Origin of the sequence: Streptomyces sp. NPDC048441, from assembly GCF_043200235.1 — a bacterium.
GTDB lineage: Bacteria > Actinomycetota > Actinomycetes > Streptomycetales > Streptomycetaceae > Streptomyces.
The window spans coordinates 38,312-64,661 of sequence record NZ_JBICXM010000013.1 but is presented as its reverse complement, the minus strand read 5'-3'; the positions used below and the strand labels follow the sequence as shown (position 1 = coordinate 64,661).

The 26,350-nt window shown below is 69.9% G+C and carries 27 protein-coding genes and 2 pseudogenes; 11 read left to right on the top strand and 18 right to left on the bottom strand.

Going from position 1 to position 26,350, the window contains the following annotated elements; genetic code table 11:
- The first annotated feature begins 336 nt into the window (after nt 1–336).
- Nucleotides 337–1,281, top strand: a complete 945-nt coding sequence (locus ACGFSB_RS28500) for a DUF2382 domain-containing protein (RefSeq protein ID WP_393405070.1) — start codon at nt 337–339, stop codon at nt 1,279–1,281.
- A gap of 115 nt (nt 1,282–1,396) precedes the next feature.
- On the opposite strand, the gene ACGFSB_RS28495 is transcribed toward ACGFSB_RS28500, so the two are convergent.
- From ACGFSB_RS28495 to ACGFSB_RS28475, 5 genes are all read right to left on the bottom strand, one after another.
- On the bottom strand, nt 1,397–2,587 hold the full coding sequence (locus ACGFSB_RS28495; RefSeq protein WP_393405067.1) for a sialidase family protein: 1,191 nt from the start codon (nt 2,585–2,587) through the stop codon (nt 1,397–1,399).
- Between the two features lie 58 nt (nt 2,588–2,645).
- Nucleotides 2,646–4,166 carry an alpha-N-arabinofuranosidase gene (locus tag ACGFSB_RS28490; RefSeq protein ID WP_393405065.1) on the bottom strand — a complete coding sequence of 507 codons (1,521 nt, stop codon included), beginning with the start codon at nt 4,164–4,166 and terminating at the stop codon, nt 2,646–2,648.
- A gap of 59 nt (nt 4,167–4,225) precedes the next feature.
- Complete coding sequence (locus ACGFSB_RS28485; protein ID WP_393405062.1) at nt 4,226–5,113, bottom strand: carbohydrate ABC transporter permease; 888 nt, start codon at nt 5,111–5,113, stop codon at nt 4,226–4,228.
- A 1-nt stretch (nt 5,114) separates the two neighbouring features.
- A complete protein-coding gene (locus ACGFSB_RS28480; protein WP_393405060.1) occupies nt 5,115–6,023 on the bottom strand; it encodes a carbohydrate ABC transporter permease in 909 nt (302 codons plus the stop codon).
- An 83-nt stretch (nt 6,024–6,106) separates the two neighbouring features.
- Nucleotides 6,107–7,474: an extracellular solute-binding protein gene (locus tag ACGFSB_RS28475; RefSeq protein WP_393405058.1), complete on the bottom strand. Its 1,368-nt coding sequence runs from the start codon at nt 7,472–7,474 to the stop codon at nt 6,107–6,109.
- Between the two features lie 270 nt (nt 7,475–7,744).
- Between ACGFSB_RS28475 and ACGFSB_RS28470 the strand changes: the two genes are divergently transcribed.
- The 3 genes from ACGFSB_RS28470 to ACGFSB_RS28460 all read left to right on the top strand — a co-directional run bounded on the left by ACGFSB_RS28470 (nt 7,745) and on the right by ACGFSB_RS28460 (nt 10,184).
- Complete coding sequence (locus ACGFSB_RS28470; RefSeq protein ID WP_393405055.1) at nt 7,745–8,761, top strand: LacI family DNA-binding transcriptional regulator; 1,017 nt, start codon at nt 7,745–7,747, stop codon at nt 8,759–8,761.
- Between the two features lie 96 nt (nt 8,762–8,857).
- Complete coding sequence (locus tag ACGFSB_RS28465; RefSeq protein ID WP_393405052.1) at nt 8,858–9,652, top strand: NAD(P)H-dependent oxidoreductase; 795 nt, start codon at nt 8,858–8,860, stop codon at nt 9,650–9,652.
- A gap of 145 nt (nt 9,653–9,797) precedes the next feature.
- Entirely contained in the window at nt 9,798–10,184 is a 387-nt protein-coding gene (locus ACGFSB_RS28460; protein WP_393405049.1) for a hypothetical protein, read from the top strand.
- A 171-nt stretch (nt 10,185–10,355) separates the two neighbouring features.
- Here ACGFSB_RS28460 and ACGFSB_RS28455 read toward each other — a convergent pair whose 3' ends face one another.
- Nucleotides 10,356–10,994: a TetR/AcrR family transcriptional regulator gene (locus ACGFSB_RS28455; RefSeq protein ID WP_393405046.1), complete on the bottom strand. Its 639-nt coding sequence runs from the start codon at nt 10,992–10,994 to the stop codon at nt 10,356–10,358.
- Between the two features lie 95 nt (nt 10,995–11,089).
- Here ACGFSB_RS28455 and ACGFSB_RS28450 point away from each other — a divergent pair, with 95 nt between their 5' ends.
- Nucleotides 11,090–11,647, top strand: coding sequence for a GNAT family N-acetyltransferase (locus tag ACGFSB_RS28450; RefSeq protein ID WP_393405044.1), 558 nt, complete (start codon nt 11,090–11,092; stop codon nt 11,645–11,647).
- 10 nt (nt 11,648–11,657) lie between these two features.
- Here the strand turns inward: ACGFSB_RS28450 and ACGFSB_RS28445 are convergent, their stop codons facing one another.
- A complete protein-coding gene (locus ACGFSB_RS28445) occupies nt 11,658–12,278 on the bottom strand; it encodes a LysE family translocator (RefSeq protein WP_393405041.1) in 621 nt (206 codons plus the stop codon).
- 111 nt (nt 12,279–12,389) lie between these two features.
- Here ACGFSB_RS28445 and ACGFSB_RS28440 point away from each other — a divergent pair, with 111 nt between their 5' ends.
- Nucleotides 12,390–12,842 carry an Lrp/AsnC family transcriptional regulator gene (locus tag ACGFSB_RS28440; protein ID WP_393405038.1) on the top strand — a complete coding sequence of 151 codons (453 nt, stop codon included), beginning with the start codon at nt 12,390–12,392 and terminating at the stop codon, nt 12,840–12,842.
- A 165-nt stretch (nt 12,843–13,007) separates the two neighbouring features.
- Entirely contained in the window at nt 13,008–14,399 is a 1,392-nt protein-coding gene (locus ACGFSB_RS28435; RefSeq protein ID WP_393405035.1) for a (2,3-dihydroxybenzoyl)adenylate synthase, read from the top strand.
- A 338-nt stretch (nt 14,400–14,737) separates the two neighbouring features.
- Here the strand turns inward: ACGFSB_RS28435 and dgoD are convergent, their stop codons facing one another.
- The gene (gene dgoD, locus ACGFSB_RS28430; RefSeq protein WP_393405032.1) at nt 14,738–15,883 is read right to left on the bottom strand and encodes a galactonate dehydratase; all 1,146 of its coding nucleotides are present in this window, start codon (nt 15,881–15,883) and stop codon (nt 14,738–14,740) included.
- A 42-nt stretch (nt 15,884–15,925) separates the two neighbouring features.
- Nucleotides 15,926–16,708, bottom strand: coding sequence for an SDR family NAD(P)-dependent oxidoreductase (locus ACGFSB_RS28425; protein ID WP_393405029.1), 783 nt, complete (start codon nt 16,706–16,708; stop codon nt 15,926–15,928).
- A gap of 219 nt (nt 16,709–16,927) precedes the next feature.
- Here ACGFSB_RS28425 and ACGFSB_RS28420 point away from each other — a divergent pair, with 219 nt between their 5' ends.
- The gene (locus ACGFSB_RS28420) at nt 16,928–17,239 is read left to right on the top strand and encodes a hypothetical protein (protein WP_393405026.1); all 312 of its coding nucleotides are present in this window, start codon (nt 16,928–16,930) and stop codon (nt 17,237–17,239) included.
- A 4-nt stretch (nt 17,240–17,243) separates the two neighbouring features.
- Here ACGFSB_RS28420 and ACGFSB_RS28415 read toward each other — a convergent pair.
- Together ACGFSB_RS28415 and ACGFSB_RS28410 are read right to left on the bottom strand one after the other, a co-directional pair.
- Nucleotides 17,244–17,492: pseudogene (locus tag ACGFSB_RS28415) on the bottom strand (alpha-amylase family glycosyl hydrolase); the annotation flags it as partial.
- Nucleotides 17,493–17,553: 61 nt separating this feature from the next.
- Nucleotides 17,554–17,793: pseudogene (locus tag ACGFSB_RS28410) on the bottom strand (carbohydrate ABC transporter permease); the annotation flags it as partial.
- 148 nt (nt 17,794–17,941) lie between these two features.
- Between ACGFSB_RS28410 and ACGFSB_RS28405 the strand changes: the two are divergent.
- Nucleotides 17,942–18,289, top strand: a complete 348-nt coding sequence (locus ACGFSB_RS28405; RefSeq protein ID WP_393405024.1) for a hypothetical protein — start codon at nt 17,942–17,944, stop codon at nt 18,287–18,289.
- Nucleotides 18,290–18,338: 49 nt separating this feature from the next.
- Here ACGFSB_RS28405 and ACGFSB_RS28400 read toward each other — a convergent pair whose 3' ends face one another.
- Entirely contained in the window at nt 18,339–18,863 is a 525-nt protein-coding gene (locus tag ACGFSB_RS28400; RefSeq protein WP_393405021.1) for a MarR family winged helix-turn-helix transcriptional regulator, read from the bottom strand.
- Nucleotides 18,864–18,903: 40 nt separating this feature from the next.
- Between ACGFSB_RS28400 and ACGFSB_RS28395 the strand changes: the two genes are divergently transcribed.
- Nucleotides 18,904–19,827: an EamA family transporter gene (locus ACGFSB_RS28395; protein WP_393405018.1), complete on the top strand. Its 924-nt coding sequence runs from the start codon at nt 18,904–18,906 to the stop codon at nt 19,825–19,827.
- A 12-nt stretch (nt 19,828–19,839) separates the two neighbouring features.
- On the opposite strand, the gene ACGFSB_RS28390 is transcribed toward ACGFSB_RS28395, so the two are convergent.
- From ACGFSB_RS28390 to ACGFSB_RS28380, 3 genes are all read right to left on the bottom strand, one after another.
- Nucleotides 19,840–20,625, bottom strand: a complete 786-nt coding sequence (locus ACGFSB_RS28390) for an SAM-dependent methyltransferase (RefSeq protein ID WP_393405016.1) — start codon at nt 20,623–20,625, stop codon at nt 19,840–19,842.
- Nucleotides 20,626–20,758: 133 nt separating this feature from the next.
- Nucleotides 20,759–21,661, bottom strand: coding sequence for a serine hydrolase (locus ACGFSB_RS28385; RefSeq protein ID WP_393405014.1), 903 nt, complete (start codon nt 21,659–21,661; stop codon nt 20,759–20,761).
- Between the two features lie 44 nt (nt 21,662–21,705).
- Complete coding sequence (locus ACGFSB_RS28380) at nt 21,706–22,608, bottom strand: LysR family transcriptional regulator (RefSeq protein WP_393405011.1); 903 nt, start codon at nt 22,606–22,608, stop codon at nt 21,706–21,708.
- 181 nt (nt 22,609–22,789) lie between these two features.
- Between ACGFSB_RS28380 and bla the strand changes: the two genes are divergently transcribed.
- Nucleotides 22,790–23,698, top strand: coding sequence for a class A beta-lactamase (gene bla, locus ACGFSB_RS28375; RefSeq protein ID WP_393405008.1), 909 nt, complete (start codon nt 22,790–22,792; stop codon nt 23,696–23,698).
- 42 nt (nt 23,699–23,740) lie between these two features.
- Here the strand turns inward: bla and ACGFSB_RS28370 are convergent, their stop codons facing one another.
- The 3 genes from ACGFSB_RS28370 to ACGFSB_RS28360 all read right to left on the bottom strand — a co-directional run bounded on the left by ACGFSB_RS28370 (nt 23,741) and on the right by ACGFSB_RS28360 (nt 26,170).
- The gene (locus tag ACGFSB_RS28370) at nt 23,741–24,427 is read right to left on the bottom strand and encodes a ribonuclease H (protein WP_393405005.1); all 687 of its coding nucleotides are present in this window, start codon (nt 24,425–24,427) and stop codon (nt 23,741–23,743) included.
- 65 nt (nt 24,428–24,492) lie between these two features.
- A complete protein-coding gene (locus ACGFSB_RS28365) occupies nt 24,493–25,086 on the bottom strand; it encodes a TetR family transcriptional regulator (protein WP_393405426.1) in 594 nt (197 codons plus the stop codon).
- 115 nt (nt 25,087–25,201) lie between these two features.
- Nucleotides 25,202–26,170 (bottom strand): GNAT family N-acetyltransferase, encoded by a 969-nt coding sequence (locus tag ACGFSB_RS28360; protein ID WP_393405003.1) that lies wholly within the window; start codon nt 26,168–26,170, stop codon nt 25,202–25,204.
- Nucleotides 26,171–26,350: the final 180 nt, after the last annotated feature.

The window sequence follows — 26,350 nt, the reverse complement described above, 5'->3', positions numbered from 1 at the left end:
TACGACCCGCGACACCCCGCACCCGTTGCCCTTCCGCACGTCACGGATCTGTCCGCTATGTCACCGAACGGCGACATCACCACAGACAACAGTTCACGGTGGAGCGGGCCCGTTCTCCCTATGTCACCCGAATGGGCTAGTTGGCGGAGGGGGGGACTCGATCGGCCCGATCGCCGTGGTCAACCGCCCGCAGCCCTCCCACCGGACGGCCCGCGCACGTTCAGTGACGCTTCTGGTTGCGTCGTTCACCGGTACAGAGCCCGATGGAGACAGGCGCGCGTCGTCCGTGGCGAGATTCGATTCTGCCCGTCGCGCGATCCAAGGGAGTGATCACCCATGACGCAGGGCGAGGCCTTCACCAACGCCGACGGGCTCGCGGGCCTGACGGCCTACGACCGGACCGGCGAGAAGATCGGCAGCGTCGAGCAGGTGTATCTGGACGACCGAAGCGGCCGTCCGGAGTGGGTGACCGTCAAAACCGGCTTCTTCGGTATGAAGCAGAGCTTCGTACCGCTCGCCGGAGCCCGCCGCCAGGACGACCAGCTCCACGTGACGGCCACGAAGGAGGCCGTCAAGGAGGCCCCCCGCGTCGACGCCGACCAGCACCTCGAACCGGGCCAGGAGAATGACCTCTACGACCACTACGGGCTCGCCCGGCCCACCGGTACAAAGCCGCGTTCCGCACCGGCGGCGAGTGGCCGCGCGAGTGCGGGCACCGGCACTGCCACTGGCACCGGCACCGCGGCTGCGGGCATGACCGGAGCGGGTGCGGGCATGGGTGCGGGCATGGCCGGCGCGGGTGCCGGCATGGGTGCGGGCGACGGCCGCGCACGCAACCCCGGCTCGCGCGAGTTCGCGACCCGCTCGGCGGCGGGTGACGACGACAGCAAGGCGAGCGAGATGGTGCGCTCCGAGGAGCGGCTGCGGGTGGGCACGGAGGACGAAGAGGTCGGGCATGCCCGGCTGCACAAGGTGGTCAGGACCGAGACCGTGAAGACGTCCGTCCCCATCACCCACGACGAGGTTCGCGTCGTACGCGAACCCATCCGCGAGGGCGACGGCACGCGGGCCAAGTTCGGCGAGGAAGAGACCGAAGTGACCCTGCACGCCGAGAAGGCGGTCGTCCGCAAGGAAGCGGTGCCGGTCGAGCGCGTCCGTCTGGAGACCGAGAAGGTCACCGAGACACGTGAGATCTCCGAGACCGTGCGCAAGGAAGAGATCGAGTTCGACAACCCGCAGGGCGAGTCCCGGCGCGACCGGAAGCAGGGCCCCCGGCACTGACGCCCCTCAGCGGCCTCTCAGCGCGCCCTGATCGAGGGCAGCGGAACATGATGGGCGGGAACACCCTTGCCGGGCGTTCCCGCCCATCACGTGCACGTTCCCGCTTACCCGCGGATCACACCGAGCCCGTGGCGAAGTACGGCTTGCAGACCGATCCTGACCAGTCCGTGGCGATTTCGAGCAGGCTGTTGCCGTCCGCCGACGGCAACAGGCTCGAGCTGTAGTTGGGGCAGTAGTCGACGGTCGTCGACTCGACGGCGACCGGCGCCGGAATCTCCCGCCAACTGCCGGACCCACCCGAGCTGTTGACCCAGACAGTGCGCCCGCTCCCGGCCGCCCGGCTGCCGTCGCGGTTGTACAGGACCTGGCCGACGAGGAAAAGCCGCCCCTTCGGGTTGCCCACCTCGGGCGCCCACGCCAGGTTCGGCGCGTGCTTGAAGTACTTGCCGTCGGCGGTCTCCGGGCGGATACCGAGGGAGGTGGGAGCGCCCCAATTCCAGCCGTCGGACGAGGTGCGGTAGTGCACGACGCACACGAACTGGCCTGCGGCGGCGCAGATCTCGTACGACATGAAGTACGTCCCGTCGCCGACCCTGCGGACCACCGCCATGCCGGGCCGGTCCGAGGCCAGGGTGCTCGCGACGGTGTCGTGGTGCCCCGTCCAGCGCACCCCGTCCGCAGTGCGCGCGGCCACGAGCTTCTGACTGTGTGCCCCGTCCGTCTCGTCGGAGTAGTGCGCGACGAGCTGCCCCGAGGCGTCGACGGAGAACTCCGGCTCCCACAGGCCCTTGTCGTTCGGCGCCGTGGCGATCGTGGACAGATAGCTCCAACTGCGGCCTGTGTCAGTGCTCTTGAAGACGCGGAGGGACATGCGCCGGTTCGCCTCGTCCTGGCCGACCGATGCCGCCCAGAGCAGCGTCCCCTCGGGCATGTCACCGATGCGCCGCGGAAGTTCGTACAGGGTCGAGCAGCACAGACCCTGCCCGCCCGCGGCCTCGGGGTCGCGCACGATGCCGGCCTCGTGGAACGAAGCGCCCCCGTCCGTGCTCTCGTGAATGGCGCCGAGTCCGTCGTTCCCGGAGAACGTCACCACGGAGGCCAGGATCCGGCCGTTCGCCTCGCCACTGTGGGCGAGTCTGACGGCGCGCGGGTACAGGCCAGTGCCGTCCCGCAGCAGGGTGCCGGTCGCGGCGTCGGCCGATGACCCGGACTGCGTGACGAACAGCGCCGCCAGGAGGGCGAGCAGCAGGGGGAACAGGACGGTGGGGCGGAGGAGACGTGGTCGTGCGGGGTCGTGCGCTGACATGTGCCTCTCCTGACTCTGCGGTGGGCGGGGGACGGAGCGGTTCGAACTACGGGAGCTCTCAGGCGCCTTGGGGGGCGAGCCGGATGACGTTCCAGGAGACCGGCGGCAGTTCCGCGGCGAGCGCGCCCTCCGCGGTGATGTGCGTCCCGGACGCGCGGCGCGGCACCACCCGGTCCGGTTCGGCCTCGGTGTTGACCGCGTCCGGGTCCTGGTCGGCGAGGACCAGGTGCTCCACGACGCGGTACCCGGCCGCATCCCCGCGCAGCGCGGCATCGAGTCGCAGCGGCTGCTCCTGGCCGCGATTGACGGCGAGGACGGTGAGCTCGCCGCTCTCCTCGTCGTACGTCACCACGGAGTCGAGGGCGGCTACATCCCCGTACTGAGGCGTGTCGATGCGAGGCCCGGTGGCGTCGGTGCGCAGCACACGTCCTGTCGCGAAACGGGCCGCCTGGGCGAAGGGGTGGAAGATGGTCTGGCGCCAGCTCGCACCGCCGGGCTCGGTGCGGATGGGCGCGATGACATTGACCAGTTGGGCGAGGCAGGCGACGGCCACCCGGTCGGCGTTGCGCAGCAGCGTGATGAGCAGCGAGCCGACCACGGCGGCGTCGGTGACGCTGTACGTGTCCTCGATGAGCCGGGGTGTCTCGGCGGTCTTCAGGTTGCGCTCGCCGGGGAAGCGGGCGGCGTACCAGACGTTCCACTCGTCGAAGGACAGCTTGATGTGCTTCTTGGCGCCGCGCACCGCCCGGACGTGATCGGCGGTCGACACCACGTCGCGGATGTACTGGTCCATGTGCGCGCCCGACGCGAGGAAGCTGGCACGGTCGTCGTCGAACTCCTCGTAATAGGCGTGCAGGGAGAGGTAGTCGACCTCGTCGTACGTCTGCTCCAGGACTTCACGCTCCCAGGTGCCGAAGGTCGGCATCCGGGAGTTGGAGCTGCCGCACGCGACCAGCTCGATGGACGGGTCGACCTGCCGCATCGCCTTGCCCGCCTCGGCCGCGAGCCGTCCGTACTCGGTGGCCGACTTGTGGCCCGTCTGCCAAGGCCCGTCCATCTCGTTGCCCAGGCACCACAGCTTCACGTCGTGCGGCTCGGGCATGCCGTGCTTGATGCGCAGGTCCGACCAGGCGGTGCCGCCGGGGTGGTTGCAGTACTCGACCAGGGCTCGGGCAGCGTCGATGCCGCGCGTGCCGAGGTTCACGGCCATCATCGGGTCGAGGCCCAACTGGCGTGCCCAGCCGAGGAATTCATTGGTGCCGACGTGGTTGGTCTCGATGGAGCGCCAGGCCAGGTCGAGGCGGCGCGGGCGCTCGGCGACAGGGCCTACGCCGTCCTCCCAGTGGTATCCGGAGACGAAGTTGCCACCGGGGTAGCGCACCAGGCCCGTACCGAGTTCGCGCACCAGGTCGGCGACATCACCGCGGAATCCGGCGGCGTCGGCTGTGGGGTGGCCGGGGTCGTGGATGCCGGTGTAGACGCAACGTCCCATGTGCTCGACGAAGGTTCCGTACAGGCGCGGGTCGACGTCGCCGACGCTGAACTCCGGGTCGATGACGAACCGTGCGGTGTGCGGCATGTTCTGGCGCCTCTCTCTGTGGTGCGGTTCTTGTATGTGCGGTTCTTGTATGTGCGGGGCTACTTGAGGCCGGTGCCTGCGATGCCCTCGACGATGCGGCGCTGGAACAGTGCGAAGACGGCGAGCAGCGGGATCGCGCCGAGCACGGCGGAGGCCATGAGTTGGGCGTAGGGGACGCCGAACACGTCCTGGACGGAGGTGAGTCCGACCGGCAGCGTCATCATCTCGGGGTCGGTCACCACGAGCAGCGGCCACAGGAAGTTGTTCCAGACACCGACGAACACGAAGATCGTGACGGCGGAGACCGCGGGGCGGGAGATCGGCATCACGATCTGCCAGTAGGTGCGCAGCCAGCCCGCGCCGTCCGCGCGCGCCGCGTCGATCAGTTCGCGCGGTATCCCGTCGAAGAACTGCTTGAAGACGAACACGGCGACGACGTTGGGGACTTGGGGCAGGACGACGCCCCAGTAGGTGTTCAGGAGCCCTGCCGACTGGAGCGCCAGGAACTGCGGGATCATCAGGACCTGCCCCGGGATCATGATGCCCGCGAGCATCATCACGAACGCGGCCCGGCGCATCCGGAACCGGGTCTGCGACAGGGCGAAGGCGGCGAGTGACGCCGTGATCACCGTGAGGACCGTGGTGAGGACCGAGGTGATGAAGCTGTTGGCGTACCAGTAGGGCAGCTTGCCCGCGTCGAAGATCTCGCCGTACGCCGCCAGGGTCGGATGCGCGGTGAACCATCCGGTCGGGTTGGTGACGACCTCCTGCGCCGGCCGCACCGACGTGACGAGCGCCCATGCCAGTGGGACGAGCCACAGCAGCGCGAGGGCGATGAGCGTGCCGAGGGCCACCCGGTTGAACAGGCGCTCCGAGTCACGGCGGACCGGCGGGACGGTTTTGCCGCGCTGTCCGGTCTCCTTGGGGCGCGTGGCGATCGCGGTCATGTCAGTTCTCCTTCTCGGCACGGCGTACGAGGGCGAACCAGACGAGGGAGACGAACAGGATCACCAGGAACAGCAGCAGCGACACGGTCGAGGCGTAGCCCACGCGGCCCTCGACGAACCCGGTGTCGTAGATGAGCTGGAGCGAGGGACGTGTGCTGCCGTCGGGACCGCCGTTCGTCATCATGTAGATCTGGTCGAAGACCTTCAGCGAGGCGATGATCTGCAACACCGTCACCAGCGTCGTCGTACGGCCCAGCATCGGCACGACCACGTGACGGATGCGCTGCCAGGGCCCGGCCCCGTCGATGGCGGCCGCCTCGTGGACCTCGCGCGGCACGTCCTGCAGACCGGCCAGATAGAGCACGAAGTTGAAGCCGACCGTCCACCACACGGTGGCCGCCGCGATGGAGATCATCGCCCAGTCCGGGTCGCCGAGCCAGGACGGCGGGGTGTCGACGCCGAACCACGTCACCACCTCCTGGGCCAGGCCCAGTTGATCGGCGTAGATGAACATGAAGAGCAGCGAGACGACCGCCGACGGCAGTACGAACGGCGCGAAGAAGGCGAACCGGAAGAACCAGCGGCCCCGCACGAACCGGTCGGCCAGCAGGGCGAGCACCAGGCTGAGCAGTACCAGCGGCACGGTCGTCAGAACCGTGAACCACAGCGTGTTGCGCAGGGTCCGCCAGAACTCCGCGTCACCGAGCACCGCCGAGTAGTTCGACAGGCCGGCGAACTCACCGAGGCCGCTCTTGAGCAGACTCGTCTCGAAGAATCCGGCGACCACGGTGTAGATGAGCGGCCCCACGAGGAACACCAGGTAGAAGAGGGCGAAGGGCAGCAGCATCCCCGGTCCTGCCCAGCGGTCGCCTCGGCTGGTCTTCGGGGAGGGAACGGTCGTCGTGGCCACGGTTCGGCCTTTCGGTCAAGGCGTACGGGATCCAAGGGAGGGTGGGGCAGCTGGAGTTGAGCATCCGTCGGGGGCGGGCCAGGTCATACGGGAGCAGGTTGCGCCGCCAGCTTTCGCAAGCGGCGGCGCATCCGCGCGGCGCCCTCGGTGGGGCTGGTGTCACCGGCGAACACGGAGGCCACCACGTCGCCCACCACGATCTGCATGGTGCTTCCCGCACCGCCGTACCAGGCGGCCGGGTCGTAGACCGCTCCGTCGGCGGCAGTGGCGTAATGCGACTGCGGCACCAGTTCCTTGTACGCGCGTGAACGCTGTGTCGGCAGCCAGGCAGGCACATGGCCACCCTCCGCCCACGACTTGCTGGAGTGCAGCATCGATGCGATGAACCCCAGGGAGAGATCGAGGCGTTGGGCCGATTCCGAGGGGGCCTTCGGCAGCACAAGGGCGTGCGAGTCGGCGGCGCAGGCGTAGGGCGCGTCCTTGAAGACGCGCGGCAGGGGCCGCATGTCGAACTTCACCTTGGCCGACTTGACCGCGAGGACCTGCCAGACGCCGTCCATCAGGAACCCGGCCTTGCCGGTGGTCAGGAGCGTGATGGCGCCCTTCCCGTCGGTGTTCGCCGGGATCACCTTCTCCTGGCTGAGGCGGCGGATGTACGCGAGCGCCTCGGCCGCGGCAGCCGTGTCGATGACCACCCGCTTGCCCTGGTCGGCGACCAGGTCCCCGCCGCCGACCTGCCGGTACAGCGACCAGAAAATGCGGAACTGCATCGAGGACTCCTTCACCGAGGCGATCGAACCGCCCCAGGCGCCGGTCACCTCCTTCGCCGCGCGCAGTGCGTCGATGAACGCGTCGGGCCCGTCCACATCCACCAACCGGCCCTGCCCGTCGAGCAGTCCGGCCTTCTCGGCGATGTCCGTACGGAAGAAGAGCGCGAACGGATGCGTGTCGAGCGGCACTGCCCGCAGCGCTCCCCCGACGTGGGACTTCCGCCACGGCCGGGAGTCGAACTTGTCCTCGGTCAGCCCGTACCTGGCCAGGTCATCGGTGTGCAGTTCGGTGAGCAGCCCGGCCTCGGCGAGCGTGGGCAGCTTCGACAGGTGGACCACGGCGACCTGCGGGGGCCGGTCGCCGAGCGTGGCGAGGGTGAGCTTCGTGTAGTACGGGTTGCCCCACAGGAACGTCGCCGACTTCAGGTCGGTCGAGCCGTGCGCGGCCCGGTAGGCATCCTGCATCGCCAGCATCCGCTCGCCGTCGCCGCCGGTGAACGGGTTCCAGAAGTTCAGCCGCGACGCCGAGGGCGCGCCGCCGGTGAACCCCTGGGCAAGGGTGCTGCCGCAGCCGCCGGCGGTGAGTGCGGCGGCGCCGGTCGCGCCGACCGCGAGCCCTGCGCGCAGGACACGGCGGCGGGACGGGGCGGGCGGCGGCAGGCTCGGTATGCGGTCCCGCATGGGCATGCGTCCTTCCACGGCGGACAGGGGCGGATACGGAGTGCAATGTGCAACGTTGGAGCAGACCCGGACGGCAATCACTTTTCCTGACCGCCCGCTCTGTTTACAACGTTGTACTCAGCTGGCAATTCAGCGTCAACACCTAGACACGGATTACCTGTTCACGTGGCTGGGGCAGCCAGGCCAGTCCAGATCCGTCCAGATCCGTCCGCAGCTTCTACAACGTTGGACCGTGCCGTACGCTGCTGCTGCCTGGGGAGGGAGAACCACGTGGCAGGCACTCGCCTGAAGGACGTCGCGGAGCGCGCCGGGGTATCGATCAAGACGGTGTCGAACGTCGTCAGGGGCGAGACCGGAGTCGCCGAGCGGACGCGCGAGCGGGTCCTGCGCGCCATAGCCGACCTCGGCTACCAGCCGAACGCTTCCGCACGCCACTTGCGGACCGGCCGCAGCGGCATCATCGCGCTCGCCGTCCCCGAACTCGTCGCGCCGTACTTCGCCGAACTGGCCGCGCAGGTCATCGCGGCGGCCAAGCAGCGCGGCTGCACGGTGCTCATCGAGGACACCGGAGGGAACCCGGACGAAGAACTCCGCATCGCCTGCGGGCTCAGCGACCCGCTCATCGACGGCGTCCTGCTCAGCCCGCTCAGGCTCGACGAGCAGGTGCTCGGCGCCCGCGAACGCCGCGTACCGCTGGTGCTGCTCGGCGAGCAGTCGTACGAGATCCCCGCCGACCATGTTCTGATCGACAACTCGGCGGCGGCCCGCGAGGCCACCGACCACCTCCTGTCCATCGGCCGCCGCCGCATCGCCGTCATCGGGCAGCCGTCGGGGCCCGCCCACGCGACGACGGTCCAGCGCATGCACGGCTATCTGACCGCGCTGCACGCCGCGGGCGTCCCGCACGATCCTCGACTCGCCCCGGACACCAGGGCGTTCACCCGCGTCGCGGGAGCCGCGTCGATGCGCGCGCTCCTTGCCCTCGACGACCCGCCGGACGCCGTCTTCTGCTTCAACGACCTGCTGGCGTCGGGCGCGCTGCGGGTCGCGCACGAGCACGGCCTCCGGGTCCCGGACGACCTGGCCGTGGTCGGCTTCGACGACGTGGAGGAGTCCCGCTACAGCGTGCCCACCCTGACTACTGTCGCCCCGGACAAGCGGGGTATCGCGGAGCTCGCCGTGGACGCGCTGCTGCGCAGGATCGACGCGGGCGCGATGGCGCCGCACACGCGGCTCACCGCGGGATACGAGCTGGTGGTGCGGGAGAGCACGCGGGCGCCGGGCTGAACGGGCGCGCGACTCTGACGGTAGTGGCCAGATCCTTGCACTCCCTGGCCATCTGGCCACTCGTCCGCAGCCGGTCCCCGTCGCAGGATCAATGGCATGAAGATTCTTTGGGTATTCGCACATCCCGAGCCGCAGTCCCTCAACGGATCGTTGCGCGACGACGGGACACAGGCACTGCGCGACCTCGGCCACGAGGTCCGGGAGTCCGATCTCTACGCCATGGACTGGAGACCCGTGGTGGACTCCGCCGACTTCCACCGGGAAACGTCCGACCGGCTCTTGGTGGGCGCCGAACAAGAACACGCCTACGGTGCGGGCAAACTGACCGACGACATCGCAGCCGAGCAGGAGAAGATCGCCTGGGCCGATGCGCTGGTGTTCCAGTTCCCGCTCTGGTGGTTCGGACCTCCCGCCATCCTCAAGGGATGGTTCGACCGTGTCCTCGTACAGGGCTTCGCCTTCGGGCTCCAGGACCACTCGGGACGTACCCCGCGCTACGGGGACGGCGGCCTCGCCGGGAAGCGCGCCATGGTCATCACCACGGTCGGGGCCAGGGAGTCGGGCTTCGGGCCGCGCGGCATCCACGGGCAGCTGGACGAGGTGCTGTTCCCGCTGCTGCACGGCACGTTCTGGTACACGGGGATGGACGCGCTCCCGCCGTACGTCGTCTACGGCGCCGACCGCCTCGACAGCACCGGCTACCGCGCCCGCTCGGCCGAACTCCGCGAGCGGCTCCGCACACTGCCGGACACCGAACCCCTCCCGTACCGCCACGAGCACCGCGGCGACTACGACGACGACCTTGTCCTGCGCCCGGCAATAGAGCCGGGCCTCACCGGTGTCGCGGCGCACCGGTCAAAAGCGCCGCATCCAGAGCGTGGAGCCGCGTAACCCATGATCCTTCCGCGCGTTTGTCCGCGCGGGCCATGCACCATGCATCGGATGACGCCTGACCGCCTGGCCCCGGAAGAACAGGAAACGACGTGAGTCGGTGCCCCGTGCGCGGGGCCGGGAAGAAAGCTTGAGGGTCGTCACCATGCGCGACATCACCAGGAAGATCGCTGCGGGAATCGGGGCGGCAGCCGCGGCGCTCGGCTGTGTCATCGCCACCGGGCCGCCGGCGGCGGCCGACGGCAAGTGGTGCAACAACGCGGTCTGCATCGAGACCTACGACTCCGGCACCTACTTGGGCAGGGTCGAGGTCTCGGTCATCAACACCAACCAGCCGCACACCATCAGCGCCCGGGTGTGGACCACCGATGGGTGGAGCGCCAACACGAAGGTGGAGGACGTCGACGCGTTCAGGACCTACCGGGACCAGGCGTACCCCCAGCGCCACTTCCCGGCGGGCACCCGGCTCTGCGCCGAAGGCTTCCGCGGCGGCGAAAGCGTGGGCCTCCCCTGCGTCACCATCACCGGCTGATCTCACCGGCTGATCTCACCGACTGAGGTGACCGGCCGAGGTGACCAGCTCATGTCGCCGCTGTGACCGGCTGGTTCGCGAGGCTCCAGTTCGTCGGTCAGGACTGGAGCCGACGTCGGCCAGGCATACGACCGGGAGCATCAGCCCTTGACTCAACCCTTGACCTCACGCTCAAGTCGAGGTCGAGACATCACTCGATGTGCCCAGCACGGCCGCCCGTGTCAGATATGCGTCGACGAGGGCGATCTGCCGCTCGGCGGGGAACTCACCGGGCGCGAACAGTGCCTGGACGACAAGGCCCAGCACAAAGCTCTGGGCAGCCGCAGCGGTGTCCTCGGGCGTCGGGTCGGGCGGCAGTTCGCCCAGTTCCTGTGCCTCCTCGATGTGCCCGGCCATCCGCTCGCGCGCCCGGCGGTAGCGCGCGGCGTGCTCGTACGCCAGTTCCTCATCGGCGAGCACTACGTCCCAGGAAGCCACCCAGATCCGGTTGCTCGCCGCGCTCTCGGCGTCCAGCGGGAGGATGTCGAGCAGCATCGCCCGCAGCATCACGAGGCCCGACGCCTCCCCCGCCCGCTCCGCAGCCGGGCGCGGGCGGTCGGCCGAGCGCCGGTCGAGTACCTCGAGGGCGTGTTTCAGGAGGGCGCGCTTGCTGGGGAAGTAGTGGGTCAGCAGGCCGGTGGTGGCGCCCATCTCCGTGGCGACCGCACGCAGGGTGAGCCCGCCGAAGCCACCGGAGGCCAGCACGCGCCACACCGCCTGGGAGACCTCGGTACGGCGGGCATCATGGTCGGTACGGGCCGGCGGCGTCATGCCCGCTAGAGTACATACCCAACGTTCGTTACGTACCTGGGTGCGCGGCAGCGGAACACCGCGTGCGCCCGGCCGAACCACGCATAGGACCCGCCATGTACGCCATACCGCTGACCGAGAGTGCCGAGCTCCGCCCGCTCGAGCCCTGGCAGGACGCCGAGTTCCTGGCACATATCGACCGGGCCCGCTCCCACACCGACCCGTGGATCCCCTGGGCCACGTGGTCCACCGACCTGGAGTCCGCACGCGCCACCCTCCAGAAGTACGCGGACAAGCAGGCAGCCGACGCCGGGCGGATCTACGGGATCTGGCGGGACGGCACCCTGATCGGCGGCGTGATGTTCGTGCAGTTCGACGCCGCGAGGGGCAACTGCGAGATCGGTGTGTGGGCCGAGCCCGCGGGTGAGGGCCACGGGCTGATCAGCGCCGCCGTCCGGTACTTGATGGAGTACGCCTTCACAGAGCGCGGCATGTATCGCATCGAGTGGTGGAACAGCGCGGGGAACACCCGCAGCCGCGCCGTGGCCCAGCGCGCGGGCATGCACCTGGACGGCACCCTGCGCGAGCAGTCCCTGTACAACGGGGTCCGCCATGACATGGAGATCTGGTCCCTGCTGACGCACGAATGGCAGGGCGCACCGAAATCCGCGTGATGCGGCCGCCTCAGACAGCGAGGCGTTCCGCGAGGAGCAGTACACCGATCACGATCATGGCAGCGCCCGAGACACGCGTGACGGCGCGCGCGGCCGCCGGGCGCGCCCGCAGGATGGTGCGGGCCAGCACGCCCACGCACAGGTAGACCGCGGCGCAGCTGAGCGTGTGCACCAGACCCAGCGTGCCGATCTGCGCCGCCAGCGGCCAGCTGCCATGCGGGGCGGTGAACTGCGGCAGCAGGGCGAGGAAGAGCAGGAGCCCCTTGGGGTTGAGGCCGCTTATGCCTATCCCCTTGAAGACGCGGGCTCCCACCGTCCCGGCGTCCGGTTCCTTCACCGAGGTCCCGGCGACGGCGGGCTTTGCCAGGGTCATGGCGCCGAGCCACATCAGATACAGGGCTCCGAGGACGGTCAGGGCGGTGAGGACGGACGGCGTCCGTGCCACGACCGCCGCCACCCCGGCGGCGACCACGGCGGTCAGCGCGAGGTAGCCGAGCAGGAGGCCGCTCACCGCGGGCACCACGGAACGGTCGCGGAGCCCGGCATTGATCGCGTAGGCCCAGTCCGCCCCCGGCACGAGGATGAGCAGGACGGAGACCGCCCAGAAGGCGGTGATGGAGCTGACAGCCACGGAGTATTTCTCCCTCTCAAACAGGTTCTGAGGAGGAGATTAGTTGCGATATGCCCGAAGGTGTTTCCAACTATTGCCCGCCTGAGCGCCCGCAATGGGAGAATCTTCCGCATGGATGATGTGGACCGGAAGATTCTTGCCGAGCTTCAGAACGACGGCCGCCTGACCATCACGGAACTGGCGGCCCGCGTCCGGCTCAGCCTCTCCCCCTGCCACCGCCGACTGCGCGAACTCGAACGCGGTGGAGCGATCCGCGGTTACCGCGCGATCCTCGACGCGGGTGCCGTGGGGCTCAGCTTCGAGGCGCTCGTCTTCGTCACCATGCGCCAGGAGGACCGCGACACCGTCTCCGCCTTCGAGCGCGCCCTCGCCGACATCCCGCAGATCCTGCAAGCCGAGCGTCTCTTCGGGGACCCCGACTATCTCGTACGCATCGTCAGCAAGGATCTGCCCGCCTTCCAGCGGCTCTACGACGACAAGCTCGCCACCCTGCCCGGCGTGCAGCGTCTGAGCTCCACGCTCGTCATGAAACACGTCGTGAGCGAGCGCGCCCTGCCCCTGTGAACGCCCCCTGCCGTTCCTCCTGGTCAGCGGCGCTCATTGGACCTTCCGCCGATGGAATCCAGCGTCCATGGTTCGGAAAGCACATTGTGTACAGGGGTGTTGCCCGATTGGATTGCCAAGATCAAGTCGGCGGGGCCGCCGCACCGGCGATGCAGAAGGAAGCGAATGACATCGATGCTCGACGGCTGCACGCGCTGGCCCGAGGAGTTCGTCGACCGCTACTGGGCGGCCGGGCACTGGCGCGGCTACACGCTGGACAACCTGCTGCGCGGCTGGGCCCTGGAGTACGGACCGCGGACCGCGCTCGTGCACGGCGGGACCCGCATCACGTACGCGTACCTGAACCGACGCGTGGACCGCATGGCCGCGGGATTCCGGCTGCACGGCCTGCGGGCCGGGCAACGGGTCGTCATCCAGCTGCCGAACGTCCCCGAGTTCGTCATCACCGCGTTCGCGCTGATGCGCGTCGGCGCGATCCCCGTGTTCTGCCCACTCACATACCGCGCCCCCGAGGTGTCCCGCCTCGTGCGGCTCGCCCAGGCCGTCGGCTACGTCGGCCCCTCGGCACACCAGGGCTACGACCACACGGCGATGGCGGCGGACATCGCTGCCCAAGGGCCTTTCCTGCGGCAGGTGTTCACCCTTGAGGCGCCGGGCACCTCGTCCCCGTACGGCGGCCTGACGACCGACCCGTCGGGCTGCCGCTACTTCCCGCTGGCCTCCATCGACGCCCCGCCCGACCCGGCACTCGCGCAGAGCGCCGACCAGGTGGCGTTCCTCCTGATCTCCGGCACTGCTTCCGCGACGCCCAAGCTCGTTCCGCGTACCCACAACGACTACGCCTACCAGGCTCGGGCCGCCGCCGAGCTGGTGTCGCTCACCGAGAACGACGTGTATCTCGCCGCACTGCCCACGGAGTTCAACTTCACCTTCGGCTGCCCCGGCATCGTCGGCACCCTCTCCGTCGGCGGCACGGTCGTCCTCGCCGAGAACCCGGATCCCGCCGAATGCCTGCCGGTCATCGACCGGGAGCGGGTCACCGTCACGTCGCTGGCGCCCGCCGTCTCCCGGCGCTGGCTCGACGTACTCCCCACGGTTCAGGCCGACTTGAGCAGTCTGCGTCTCGTGCAGCTGGGCGGCGGCCCCTCCTTGGAGCGGTCGACCGCCGAGCGGACGGGCCCCGCATGGGGCTGTCGGCTACAGCAGGTGTACGGGATGGCTGAAGGGCTGATCACTCTCACCCGGCCCGCCGATCCGGACGAGACCGTGCTCACCACGCAGGGCCGCCCGCTCTCGCCCGACGACGAGATCCGCATCGTCGGCATCGATGGCAAGGACGTGCCCGACGGTGAACCCGGCGAACTCCTCGCCCGCGGTCCGTACACCCCGCGCGGCTATTACCGGGCACCCGAAGACAACGCACGCTCCTTCACCACCGATGGCTACTTCCGCACCGGCGACCTCGCACGGCGCACCCCGGACGGCGACCTGGTGGTGACCGGCCGCCTCGAGGACGACCCTCGACAGGCCGACCACGAAGACTCATCCGGCCTGTGACGGCGACGCCGTGGCCCCGGCGGTCAGGCGTCGAGGCGGCACTTGGCGAGCCAGCTGACGATCTCCGGGTCACGGTGGTCGCAGCCGCAGCATGGACATGCTCGCCTGGAACCCCAGCGGCCTCGCCCGCTACGCGGGCCTGGACGACTGGCCCGCCAAGCACCGCAACCTCGCCCGCTGTCGGCCAGCGCATCGGGGTCCACACCGCCGAACCCGGGACCCCCGGGCACGACGCCCCGCTCCTGCTCGACATGACCGCACCACGACCGGCGCAACGCCCCGCGCCCGCCCCGAGAGCCACCGGCCGGCAGCCGTGAGCCCCCGCCGCGCGGCCCGCCTCACCACTCGGCGAACGAACCGTCCGCGTGCCGCCACACCGGGTTGTGCCAGCCCGCCTGGCTGTCGTCGGCCTCCCGCACCGCCTTCTCGTCGATCTCGATGCCGAGCCCCGGCCCGGTCGGGCGCAGCAGGTGGCCCTCGTGGAAGCGGAACACTTCGGTGTCGGCGAGGTAGGAAAGGACGTCGGCGCCGGTGTTGTAGTGGATGCCGATCGACTGCTCCTGGATGAGGAAGTTGGGGACGCTGACGGCGATCTGGAGGCTGGCGGCCAGTGCGACGGGGCCCAGCGGGCAGTGCGGGGCCATGAGCGTGTCGAAGGTCTCGGCGAGCGAGGCGATGCGGCGGACCTCGGAGATACCGCCCGCGTGGGACAGGTCGGGCTGCAGGACCGCGATGCCCGCCTGCAGTACGGGAAGCACGTCGTGCCGCGAGTACAGGCGCTCACCGGTGGCGATCGGCACGGGCGACGATGCGGCCAGGGCGGGCAGCAGGTGACCGTACTCCGGCAGGAGTGGTTCCTCGACGAACATGGGGGTCAGCGGGGCCAGGTGCGGAAGTATCCGGCGGGCGTTCGCGGCGTGGAAGCGGCCGTGGAAGTCCAGGGCGAAGTCCCGTCCTGGGCCGAGGACTTCGCGGGCAGCCGCGGCACGGGTGACGATCTCGTCGATGTCGGCGACGGTCGCGAGGGGGTTCATGCGGCCGCTCGCGTTCATCTTGACGGCGGTGAAGCCCGCCTCGACCTGGGCCGTCACCTGTTCGGTGATGTGGGCGGGGGTGTCTCCGCCCACCCAGCTGTAGGCGCGTACGCGTTCGCGCACCGGGCCGCCGAGGAGCACATGTACCGGCACTCCGAGTCGCTTGCCCGCGATGTCCCACAGCGCCTGGTCGAGCCCGGCCACCGCACTGGACAGGACAGGGCCGCCCCGGTAGAACGACCCCTTCGTCATCACCTGCCAGTGGTCCTCGATGCCCGACGGGTCCTTGCCGATGAGGAGTTCGGCCAGCTCGGCGACGGCCGCGCGGACGGTAGCCGCCCGCCCTTCCACCACCGGCTCACCCCAGCCGACCACTCCCTCGTCGGTCTCCACGCGGCACAGCAGCCAGCGCGGCGGCACCGCGAACGTCTCGATACGGGTGATCTTCATCTAATCAACCTCCTTGAACGGCAAGGGAGATGGCGGCTCGCTTCAGGCGGACGTCTTGTACACGCTCCAGCCCCCGTCCACCACAAGACTGGCCCCGGTGACGAACGACGCCTCATCGCTCAGCAGGAACGCCGCGCTCGCCGCGACCTCCTCCGGGCGGCCGAGCCGCCCCGCAGGTGTCTGCTCGACGCTGCGCGCCCGGTCCTCCTCACCCACCGCGTCCCAGGCCCTGGTCAGGACCGGCCCCGGCAGCAGTGCGTTGACCCGCACGCCGGGCGCGTACTCCACCGCCAGCTGGCGCGCCAGGCCCGTCAGGCCCGCCTTCGCCGCCGCATAGGCGGGGCGTCCCGGCAGACCCATCAAGGCGTGCACCGACGAGACCAGGACGACTGCGCCTCGCGTGGCACGCAGGTCGTCCAGGCAGGCCCGTACGCCGAGGTACGCGCCCGTCAGCGTGACCGCCAACTGCTGGTTCCACTCCGCAGGCCCGATGGCGTCGGCAGGGCCGCCGCGCACCAGGTAGGCGTTGCTGAGCAGGCCGGACACGGGGCCGAAGCGGGCGCGGGCGGCCGCCACCGCCCGCGCCCAGGACTCCTCCTCGGCGACATCACACTCCTCGAAGACCGCACGCCCGCCGTCCTGCCTAATGGAGCGGGCAGTGCGCTCGCCCTCCTCGACATCCACGTCCGCGATCACCACAGCGGCTCCCTCGGCCGAGAGCCGACGGGCCGTCGCCGCGCCGATCCCCTGGGCTCCGCCGCTCACCAGCACACAGCGACCGACGAACCGCTGCCCGCCCGACGCACCCGACGACTCAGCACTCACAGGCAACTCCCGCCCCTCGCACCGGCACACACAGCAGTAGGCGTCCCCCGCCGCGCCCCCACCCATGCCATGAACCACCCCTGAGCACCCTGCCGCCGGCCCGCCGCTACAGTCTCCCGGGCAACTCAAGGTCGACACGGGGAGACGCGAATGCACCCACTAGCGGTTGAACAGAACTTCCGGGCGCGGGCCCGGCGGTTTCAGAGTTGGGGAATCGGGGTGCTGGTCTTCGCGTCGCTGTTCTGGGTCTACGCCGCATGGCAGCTGTTCACGTCGTACGGGTCCACCTACAACCAGGTGGACTGCCCTTCGCCGGTGAACTCCGACCCCAGGGACCTCTACTTCGAGGATTCCAGCGACATACACGACGAGGCGCTGCAATGCGCGTCCGACCGCAGCTGGCCCAAACCGCTGGCGGCCCTGGTGGTCTCCGTGCCGCTGTCGGGCGTAGGTGCCGCACTGTTCACCGCCGGGACGATCAGCGTCCGGCTGCGCCATCACGACGACGATCTGCAGAGCGCTCGCAGCTAGGCCGCAATGGGGCCCGGCAGCCGTCGCGGCCCGGATCGATGCCGCCGGAGCGGAAGTGCAGGGGGTCCCGGATGCGGTCGAGCGGGATGTCGGCCTCGGGCAGGCCCAGTTCGTCGCCCTGGTAGATGTAGACGGCGCCGGGGAAGGGCGCGAAGCCGGTGTCGGCGCGGCCGTAGCGGGTGACGGTGCGGGTCACGTCGTGGTTGCACAGGACCCAGGTGGCGGGGGCGCCGACCGGGGCGTGCTCGGCGAGGGCCGCCTTGAACCAGACATGCTGGTCGGAGACGTGATTCGGGACGATGTCGATGATGGTGGACGCTGGCGGCCAGCGAGTACATGCCGACCTTCACGGTCTGCTTGCCGGGGTCGGGCAGGGTGAGCATCGGCCAGAGGAAGTCCTTCCGGACCGCGACCACCGCGAAGATCGACACGACGCCGAGGATCGGCCGCGAGAGGGGCAGGGCCACGGAGCGCAGCGTGCGCAGGGAGGAGGCGCCGTCGATGGCGGCGGCGTAGATGGCGGCGGCGTCGAGGATCTCGCGCGGGATGGAGTCGCGCCCCCTCGGGCCGAGCCCTGCCGGGACCGAACGGGTGAGGGCGGATCGATTCGGCTGCGGCCGTCCGTGAATCCACGTATCACTGCTGGTCAGGACGGGAATGCGGAATGCGTTCACGTGCCGTTCCCAGCAAAGGAAATGATCCATGCGTCTTCGTCACTCACTGGCCGCCGCAGCCGGCGCCGCCGTGCTGATCCTGACCGTGCCCGGCTCCGCGTACGCGGCAGAGGGCGACTTCAGCTACACATACATCAGCAGCGCCGGTAACGAAGGGCAGGTCACGCTGCACGACCCGGCCGGCGGGGAGTGCATCACGCTCGCAGAGGCGGCTCAGGAGTACTCCCAGCCCCCCGCCCACTCTCCCAAGAACCGCACCGACTCCTTCGCGATCGTCTTCACGAACGCCGACTGCTCCGGCGCCAGCTTCACGTTGCGCCCCTACACCGGTGGCGCGAGCGAGCGGTTGAAGCTCCGGTCGGTTCTCTTCTCCTGAACTCCCCCTCAGGCAGTGCCGCCCATTGCCGCACGCCCCGGGCGACGGGTCAGTTCCTGTCGGACGGGTGCGGGGTCTCCATCTGGGTGAGCCAGGTGGTGAGCAGTCCTTCGAGCGCCTCGGCCTCGTCGGGCGCCAGCAGGTCGCGCAGGCGTCGTTCGTTGCGCATGTGGTCGGTGAACGCCCGGTCGATCAGCTCACGTCCGGGCCGGGTCAGGGCGACGATCCGGCCGCGCTGGTCATCGCCGGAACGGCGGCGGGTGACAAGTCCGGCCCGCTCCAGGCGGTCGATTCTCTTCGTCATCGCACCGGTGGTGACCATGGTGTGGGCGGCGAGTTCGCCGGGCGCGCGTTCGTAGGGCTCACCGGCGCGGCGCAGCGCGCACAGGACGTCGAACTCTCCCTCGTTGAGGCCGTAGCGGCCGTAGACGAGGCAGAGCTCCTCGGTGAGCTGGTCGGCCAGGCGGTGCAGTCGGCCGATCACGCCTTGCGGGGAGACATCGACGTCGGGCCGTTCTCGGCGCCAGTCGGCCTGGATGCGGGCTACGCGGTCCAGCGGTTGTGGGTCGTCCATACACAGCATGTTAACTTCCCAGGAAGCTATATTAACTTCCATGGAAGCTAATATGCGCTGGGTGGCGCTGACCGCGGTCGCGCCGATGGCCTGGGGAACCAACTACTTCGTCACCCATGAGTTCCTGCCCGCGGACAACCCGCTCTACGGGGCCGCCCTGCGGGCACTGCCCGCGGGCCTCGTCCTGCTGGGCCTGTGCAGGCAGCGACCGCGCGGCGCATGGTGGTGGCGGTCCGCGGTGCTCGGGCTGCTCAACGTGAGCGTGTTCTTCGTGCTCGTCTACGCCGCATCCCAACTGCTCCCGACGAGCATCGCCTCGACCGTCATGGCGGTGTCTCCGCTGGCGATGATGCTCATCGCCTGGACCCTGGTGTCCGAGCGGCCCGGCACATCGCATCTGGCCGGCGCCGCGATCGGGCTCGGCGGGGTCTGTCTCATGCTGCTCACGGGGGCGGCGGGAGTGAGCGTGCCGGGAGTCCTCGCTTCGGCCGCAGCCATGTTGGTGTCGTCCTTCGGCTACATCCTGACCAAGCGGTGGAGCGCCGATACCGACGTGCTCGCCTCGACCGCCTGGCAGCTCACCGCCGGAGGCCTGTTCCTGCTGCCGGTCGCCGCGGCCGTGGAAGGCCCTCCGCCCGCACTCTCCGCACCGGCACTCCTCGCGTTCGGCTACGTCACCCTGGTCGCCACCGCGTTGGCCTTCGCCTGCTGGTTCACCGGGCTACGGCACCTGCCCACGGGGACAGTCGGCTTGATCGGACTACTCAACCCCGTCACCGGCGTTCTGCTCGGCACCGTGGTCGCCGGAGAGGTGCTGACAGTCCAGCAACTGTGCGGCCTCGCACTCGTCCTGGTCGGAGTCGTCCTGGGCCGCCCCACACGCGAGGGCCGCCGCGGCGGCGGTCGGACCCCTCCACATCCCGTCTCCGACGAGCATCCGCGAGCGGCTTCGGGCATCACCTAGCCATGGTCGGCATCACGGGACACGGGCGACCGCGACATAGAAACCGCTCAACTCGGCCTTCGGAGCGGGCGATTCCTTGTACCAGTACGTCGCCGTCACCAGGCCGGGATCGACCAGCTCCAGTCCCTCGAAGAAGCGCTCGACCTCCGCGCGGCGCCGCATCCTCAGGGGCACCTGGCCCTTCTTGTAGGTGTCGGTCACGGAGTCCGCGAGGTCGGGGTGCTCGTCGGTGGTGCCGTGGGACAGCACCAGATAACTGCCGGACGGCAGCGCGTTCACCAGGGTGCGCGCGAGGCCGTAGGGGTCCTCTTCGTCCGTGATGAAGTGCATGAGGGCGATGAGGGAGAGCGCGATGGGCTGGTCGAAGTCCAGCAGGGCGCGGGCGTGGTCGAGGATCGCCTCGGGGCGCCGCACGTCCGCCTGGACGTAGTCCGTCGCGCCTTCCGGGCTGCTGACCAGCAACGCTTCGGCGTGCCGCAGCACGATGGGGTCGTTGTCGGCGTACACGACCCGGCAGGCGGGATTGATCGCCTGGACGATCTGGTGGAGGTTCGGCTCGGTGGGGATGCCGGTGCCGATGTCCAGGAACTGACTGACACCGTTGTCAGCCAGCCAGGCCACGGCGCGGTGCATGAACGCCCTGTTCCGTGCCGCGTTCGCACGCGCCTCGGGCGGCAGCTTCTCGCCCATCTCCTGATCGACCAGGTAGTTGTCCTTGCCGCCCAGAAGCCAGTCGTAGACACGCGCCGGGTGCGGCTTGCTGGTGTCGATGCGGACGTTGGCGTCTTCTGCAGTCATATCCGTGGCTCCACTACGTATCTGACCGGGTACGCCCCGCGCGCCGACCGGTAAGGATCTTCTGAGCGTACAGGTCACCGGGTCAACTGTTCTGACTGGTGAGGGAGTTCATCGCGGCCGTGGCAGCCCGTGGCTACAGCTGCCGAAGGTGGTCACGCAGCCTGCGGGCGACCTGCGCCATGAGGGCGTCGGCGCCGGGCTGCGCACTGGCCGGCACGAGGGACTCGGTCAGGGCGGCGATCGCGAAGGACTGGCCGTCCGAGTGCTCGACGACACCGATCTCGTGGCGCAGGTTGAGCAGGCTGCCGGTCTTGGAGGACCAGGTGCTTGCGTCGGAGCTGAAGTCCGGGGTGAGCCGGTGCCGCAGCACGTTGTGGGCCATGAGGTCACGCAGCCGCTCGGCCACATCCGGGTGGATCTTCGACGGTGTCCACAGGGCTTGCAGCAGGTCGACGAACGTGCGTGCGCTGCCGGTGTTCGCACGAGTGGTGTCGAGCTGCGGCACCCGGTGTCCGCGACCGCTGGTGCCCGCGTCGATGGCGAGGGCGTGGGCGAGATGGGCCTGATCGGCGTCGAAACGTTCCACGGGGGTGTCGGACAGCTCACCCACGCTGTGCCGGACAGCGATGCCACGGATGCCGAACTCGTGGAGGATTCCGGTCACTTGGGAGGGCGGAGTGAGTTCGAACAGTGCGTCGGCGGCCATACCGTCGCTCAGACAGGTGCTCAGGTAGAGCAGGTCGTCGATCGCGATCCTGGCGGGGTGGCGAAATCGGCTCAACCCGGTGGGACCCGGCGTGGTGACCCGTCCGGGCCGCACCTCGAGCATCGTCGCTCCGTCGAGCTCGCCCCGCCGGATCCGCTCGACCGTCGCGAGCGCGAGCGGGACCTTGACCAGGGAGGCGGAGGGCAGGTGGGTGTCCGCCTCGATGCCCAGCTCGTCCCCCGTGTGCAGGTCCCGCACGAGCAGACAGCCGTGCAGGCCGCCGTCGCGCAGCTGCCGGCGTAGCTCACGCAGGAGCGCCTCAGTATGCATGCCACCACCCTTGCCACCCCTCATGCCACCGCCCACGTCGCCGTTCATACCGTCGCCCCTCCCGTGGTCCCGGTCTGGGCTCCCGTGCCCAGGCAGCGGGCGATGGCGTCGCCCAGGCGCGCTTCGATGTGCTGCGGATTGCCGTCCGCCGCGGCGGCCAGGGCGAACCCACGGCCGAGTGCGATCTCGCCGATGGGCCGCCAGGTCAGGGCGAGTTCCTCGGCCTGAGCGAGGGAGCACAGCAACAGGTCGCCCGAGCAGAGGACTTCGGCCGCGGCGCTCGTCAGGTCGGCGGCGGCGACGAGCTGCGCGGGCCGCAGGCCCACCGCGTCGCGCAGGCGCGTCAGCGGATCGCGGATGTGCGGCACGTCGTCCTCCGGCTGGATCCAGACGCGGCGGGCAGGACCGGAAAAGGCGCGTCCGACACGCAGCGTCTCCAGGTAGACGCGTCGTACGCCGGGTTCCTCGGCAGCGGCGAGCCCGAGCGGCACGGACCACGTCGCCTCGTCCGCGGGCACCGCGAGCAGAGCGGCGCGCACCTGCTGCGCGTGGAGGAGCTCCGTGCGTTGTGTCGGCGCCGCGACCCGCAGGTCGAGCGTGATGCCGTGCCCGCGCGCCTCGGCGACGAGGCGCGCGAGACCGACCGTGGAGCAGATGCCGGGCACCGCGAGCCGCCACGGCTTGCGCTTGACGGCTTCCGCCTCGTCAAGGAGCACATCGGCCGCCTGTACGAGTTGCCTGGCCGTCGGCAGCATGTCGCGCCCGAAGGGGGTGAGGACGGCGCGCCGCGACGTGCGCTCGAACAGCGGCTCGCCGAAGCGTTCTTCCAGGGCGGCGACACGCCGGCTGGCCACCGACTGGGACATCAGGGCAGCGGCCGCTCCGTCGGTGAAGCTGCCGTACTCGCTGACGCTGACGAACGCGCGACACGCTCCCACCAGATCCACGCACTGGATCCTATGCCAGAACAGCATGGAATCGCGCATGAGCGTATTGGACCGCATACGTACCCGAGGGCGAGGGTGGCTCTGGCACTCACGACCACGTACCGGGACGGAGCGGTGCCGTTCCGTCCGTCCCCTATGCGCCCTGCCTCGGGGCGCCCCGGAGGTTTGCCCCATGCGGTCCATGCAGTCCACCCGTGCCCGTCGCACCGCTCTCGGTGCGCTTGCCACGCTCTTCCTCGTCCCGCTCGTGGCCTGCGCGGAAGACGACTCCCCGGCCTCGGCCTCCCCCTCCACGGCGACCACGAAGCCGTTCGCCCACGACCTCAAGAAGCTTGAGCGCAAGTTCGGCGCACGCCTCGGTGTCTACGCGATCGACACCGGTACCGGGCACGAGGTGGCCTACAACGCCGGTGAGCGCTTCGCCTACAACTCCACGTTCAAGGCGCTGGCCGCCGGAGCCGTCCTCGACAAGTACTCCCTGAGCGGCCTCGACCGGAAGATCACGTACTCCAAGGACGATCTGGTCGCCAACTCCCCCGTGACCGAGAAGCACGTCGGGACCGGCATGACCCTGGGTGAACTGTGCGACGCGGCCGTCCGCTACAGCGACAACACCGCGGCCAACCTGCTCTTCGACGAACTCGGCGGTCCCAAGGGCCTGGACGCCGCACTCGAGAAGATGGGCGACGACGTCACGCGGATGGACCGCCGCGAGCCCGATCTGAGCAGTTGGGTCCCGGGCGAGAAGCGGGACACGAGCACGCCTCGGGCGCTGGCGAAGGACCTGCGTGCGTTCGTCCTCGGGGGCGAACTGGGCAAGGGCGAACGCGCGCAGCTCACCAAGTGGCTGCGGACCAACACCACCGGGGACAACACCATCAAGGCCGGTGTGCCCAAGAACTGGGTGGTCGGCGACAAGACAGGGACCGGCACCTACTACGGCGCCCGCAACGACATCGCCGTGGTGTGGCCCCCCGACAGTGCTCCCATCGTCATGGCGATCTTGTCGAACCGCGGCAAGAAGGACGCCGAGCCCGACGACAAGCTGATCGCGGCAGCGGCGTCCGTGGCCGTGGACTCACTGTCGTAGCCGTCGACTCACTGTCGTGGCAGGAGATACGCCGCCCGGACATCAGGCGCCCCGGCACTCCACGTGCCCCCAGCCGTGCGCGTTCTTCGCGATCTTCTCTCCGGCGGCGTAGGGCTTCTGGCAGTGGCAGCGGCCGGGGAACTTGGCCTTGATGACCGCGCCCGACGTCCCCTTGGCGGCCCGCGGGGCAGTGCTCTTGCGCGCGCCTCCTGCGGGTGCCGCCGTCATGCGCTCCTGCCGCGGCTCCGGGATCGCCGTCGCCCCGTGGGCGGTGCCCGCGGGCTGCTGCGACGTCGCGGCGTCGCTCGCTGCGACGTCGGCGATCGCGTTGAGGTGATCGCCGTCCACCTGGTGGGCGGCGACATGCCGAAAGGTCACCGCGCGGCCTTGCAGGAGTGCGTCGATGCGTACGACGAGATCCTTGTTGGCGACCGGCTTCTTCGCCGCGGTCAGCCAGCCGTTCCGCTTCCAGGACGCGATCCACTTGCTGACCGCGTTCATCGCGTACTGGCTGTCCATCCGGACCTCGAGCGGAACGGCCGGGTCCGTGGACTCCAACAGCTCGGCCAGCGCGGTCAGTTCGGCGACGTTGTTCGTGGCGTGGCCGAGCGGACCGGCTTCCCACCGCTGCGGGTTCTCATCGGCATCGGCGACCACCCAGGCCCAGGCCGCAGGACCGGGGTTCTTCTTCGCGGCTCCGTCACAGGCGGCGATGATCAAGTCAGACATCCCTAGATGATGCCAGCCGGCAGAAGCCGCGGAAGCCACCGCCCCTCCGGCATCCGCCTGCGGAGCTACCGCCCGCCCGCGTCCAGCGCCGGAGCGATGACGGCGAAGGTCCGGTCGGTCAGCTCGGCGGGATCCTCCGCCCCGGCACTGTCGCTCCACCGCTGAAGCACGGCGTCGAAGGCGGTCAGCGCCATCCCGGCGGCGAGCCGCGGATACAGATCGGCGTCCGCGTCGAGCCCCAAGCGCACCGCCACCTCCCCCGTCAGCTCGTCCCGCCACTGGGCCTGACGCTCCAGGAAGCGTGCGCGCAGGGCCGGCGTACGCAGAATCAGCCGCACCACGGGCAACACCCGCTCGGAGTGGTCGCCACAGGCGGCGATGGGCACCCATACGGCATGGCGCAGCGCCACGGAGGGTGGCTCCTCAGCGGGGCGATCCGCCAGCTCCGCCCGGATGCCGGCGCCCATGTCGGCCAGGAACTGGACAACGACGTCTTCCTTCGATGCGAAGTACCGGAAGAACGTGCGCCTGGAGACACCGGCGGTGGTCACGATCTCGTCGATGGTGACCGCGTCGAACCCCTTCAGCGCCAGGAGTTGCAGCGCGGCTTGGGTCAGCTCGGTCGCGACGAGCTGCCGTTTACGCTCGGCCATGCTCATTTCGGGGCGGGAACTCACGCGGTCATGGTACATGCCATGCCCTGCATGGCACCTAGTAGCCTCCTTGTCACTGACTGACACACACGACATCATCTGCCGCATGAGGCTCGCGGCGTCAGCTCGCGGCGGGGCGGATCAACCGGATCAACTCCCAGGTCTGGACGGCGAAGTCGAGGGTCATGCCGTGGCGTTCGTACAGGGCGAGCGCGCCGCTGCTGTTGTCGGTGTCCACGCCGAGGCCGATCCGGTCGCGGCCCAGCGCCGCGTAGTGCCCGAAGGCATGACACAGGAGGTAGCTGCCCAGACCCCGGCCGCGGGCCTCGCCCAGCACACCGATGTGGCCGATCCAGGCCATCGAAGTGCGGTCGTTGTGGGTGCGCAGTACCGCCGCGTCGCCGATGCCGTCGACGTACGCGATCCACATCAGTGACCAGTCGGCGCGCTCGGCGTCGATGTCGTCCAGCCACTGTTCGTACGTACGGGGCTGGAAGTCGAAGTGGCCGGCGAAGGAGGTCTGGAGCAGCGCGTGGGCGCGTCGGCGGTCCGGTTCGGCCAGGCAGGGACGCAATGTCACACCGGGCGGGGGCACAGGCACCCGGTCCGCGCCGGTGGACAGCTGACGGGCCATGGAGTTGTAGCGCCGCACCACACGCCAGCCACGCCCGCGCAGCGCGTGCAGGTCCACGGCCGGGTCGATGTTGAGGTGCAGGTGCACCACGGCCCGGTCCACCCCGTTGGCAGCGGCGCGCTCCTCGGCGCGCGCCTCCATCAGGTCCAGCAGATGCCGGGCGGCTTGCGGCCGGTCGGGCAGCGGCCAGTACTCCATGTCGATCCGCTCGCCACCCGACTCGTCCCACAGCAGGCCGTACGCGATCAACCGGCCGTCGTCGAAGACCAGCCAGCTGTCCTGCTCCAAGTCCACTTCAGGGTGCTTCAAGTCGGCCTGGATCTCGGAGAGTTCGGTGTCGGCGCGGCCGACCTCCAGCAGATCGATCTCATTGAGCAGCGCGCACACCGCCGCCGCGTCGTCGAACGTCGCCGGGCGCGCGGTCAGGCCGGACGGGAGGTGGGTGGAGGAGGTCATGGGCCCACTGTCCGATGCACGGGGCCCGGCCGCAACGGACTTTTTCGGGCCGTGGGGGGGGGGCGGCGGCCCCCCCCCCCCCCGCGGCCGCGGGGGGGGGCCCCCCCCCGGGGCGGCGCCCCGGCGCCCCGGGCCCCGGGGGGCGGGGGCCCCGGGCCCGGCCCGCCCCGCCGCGCCCCC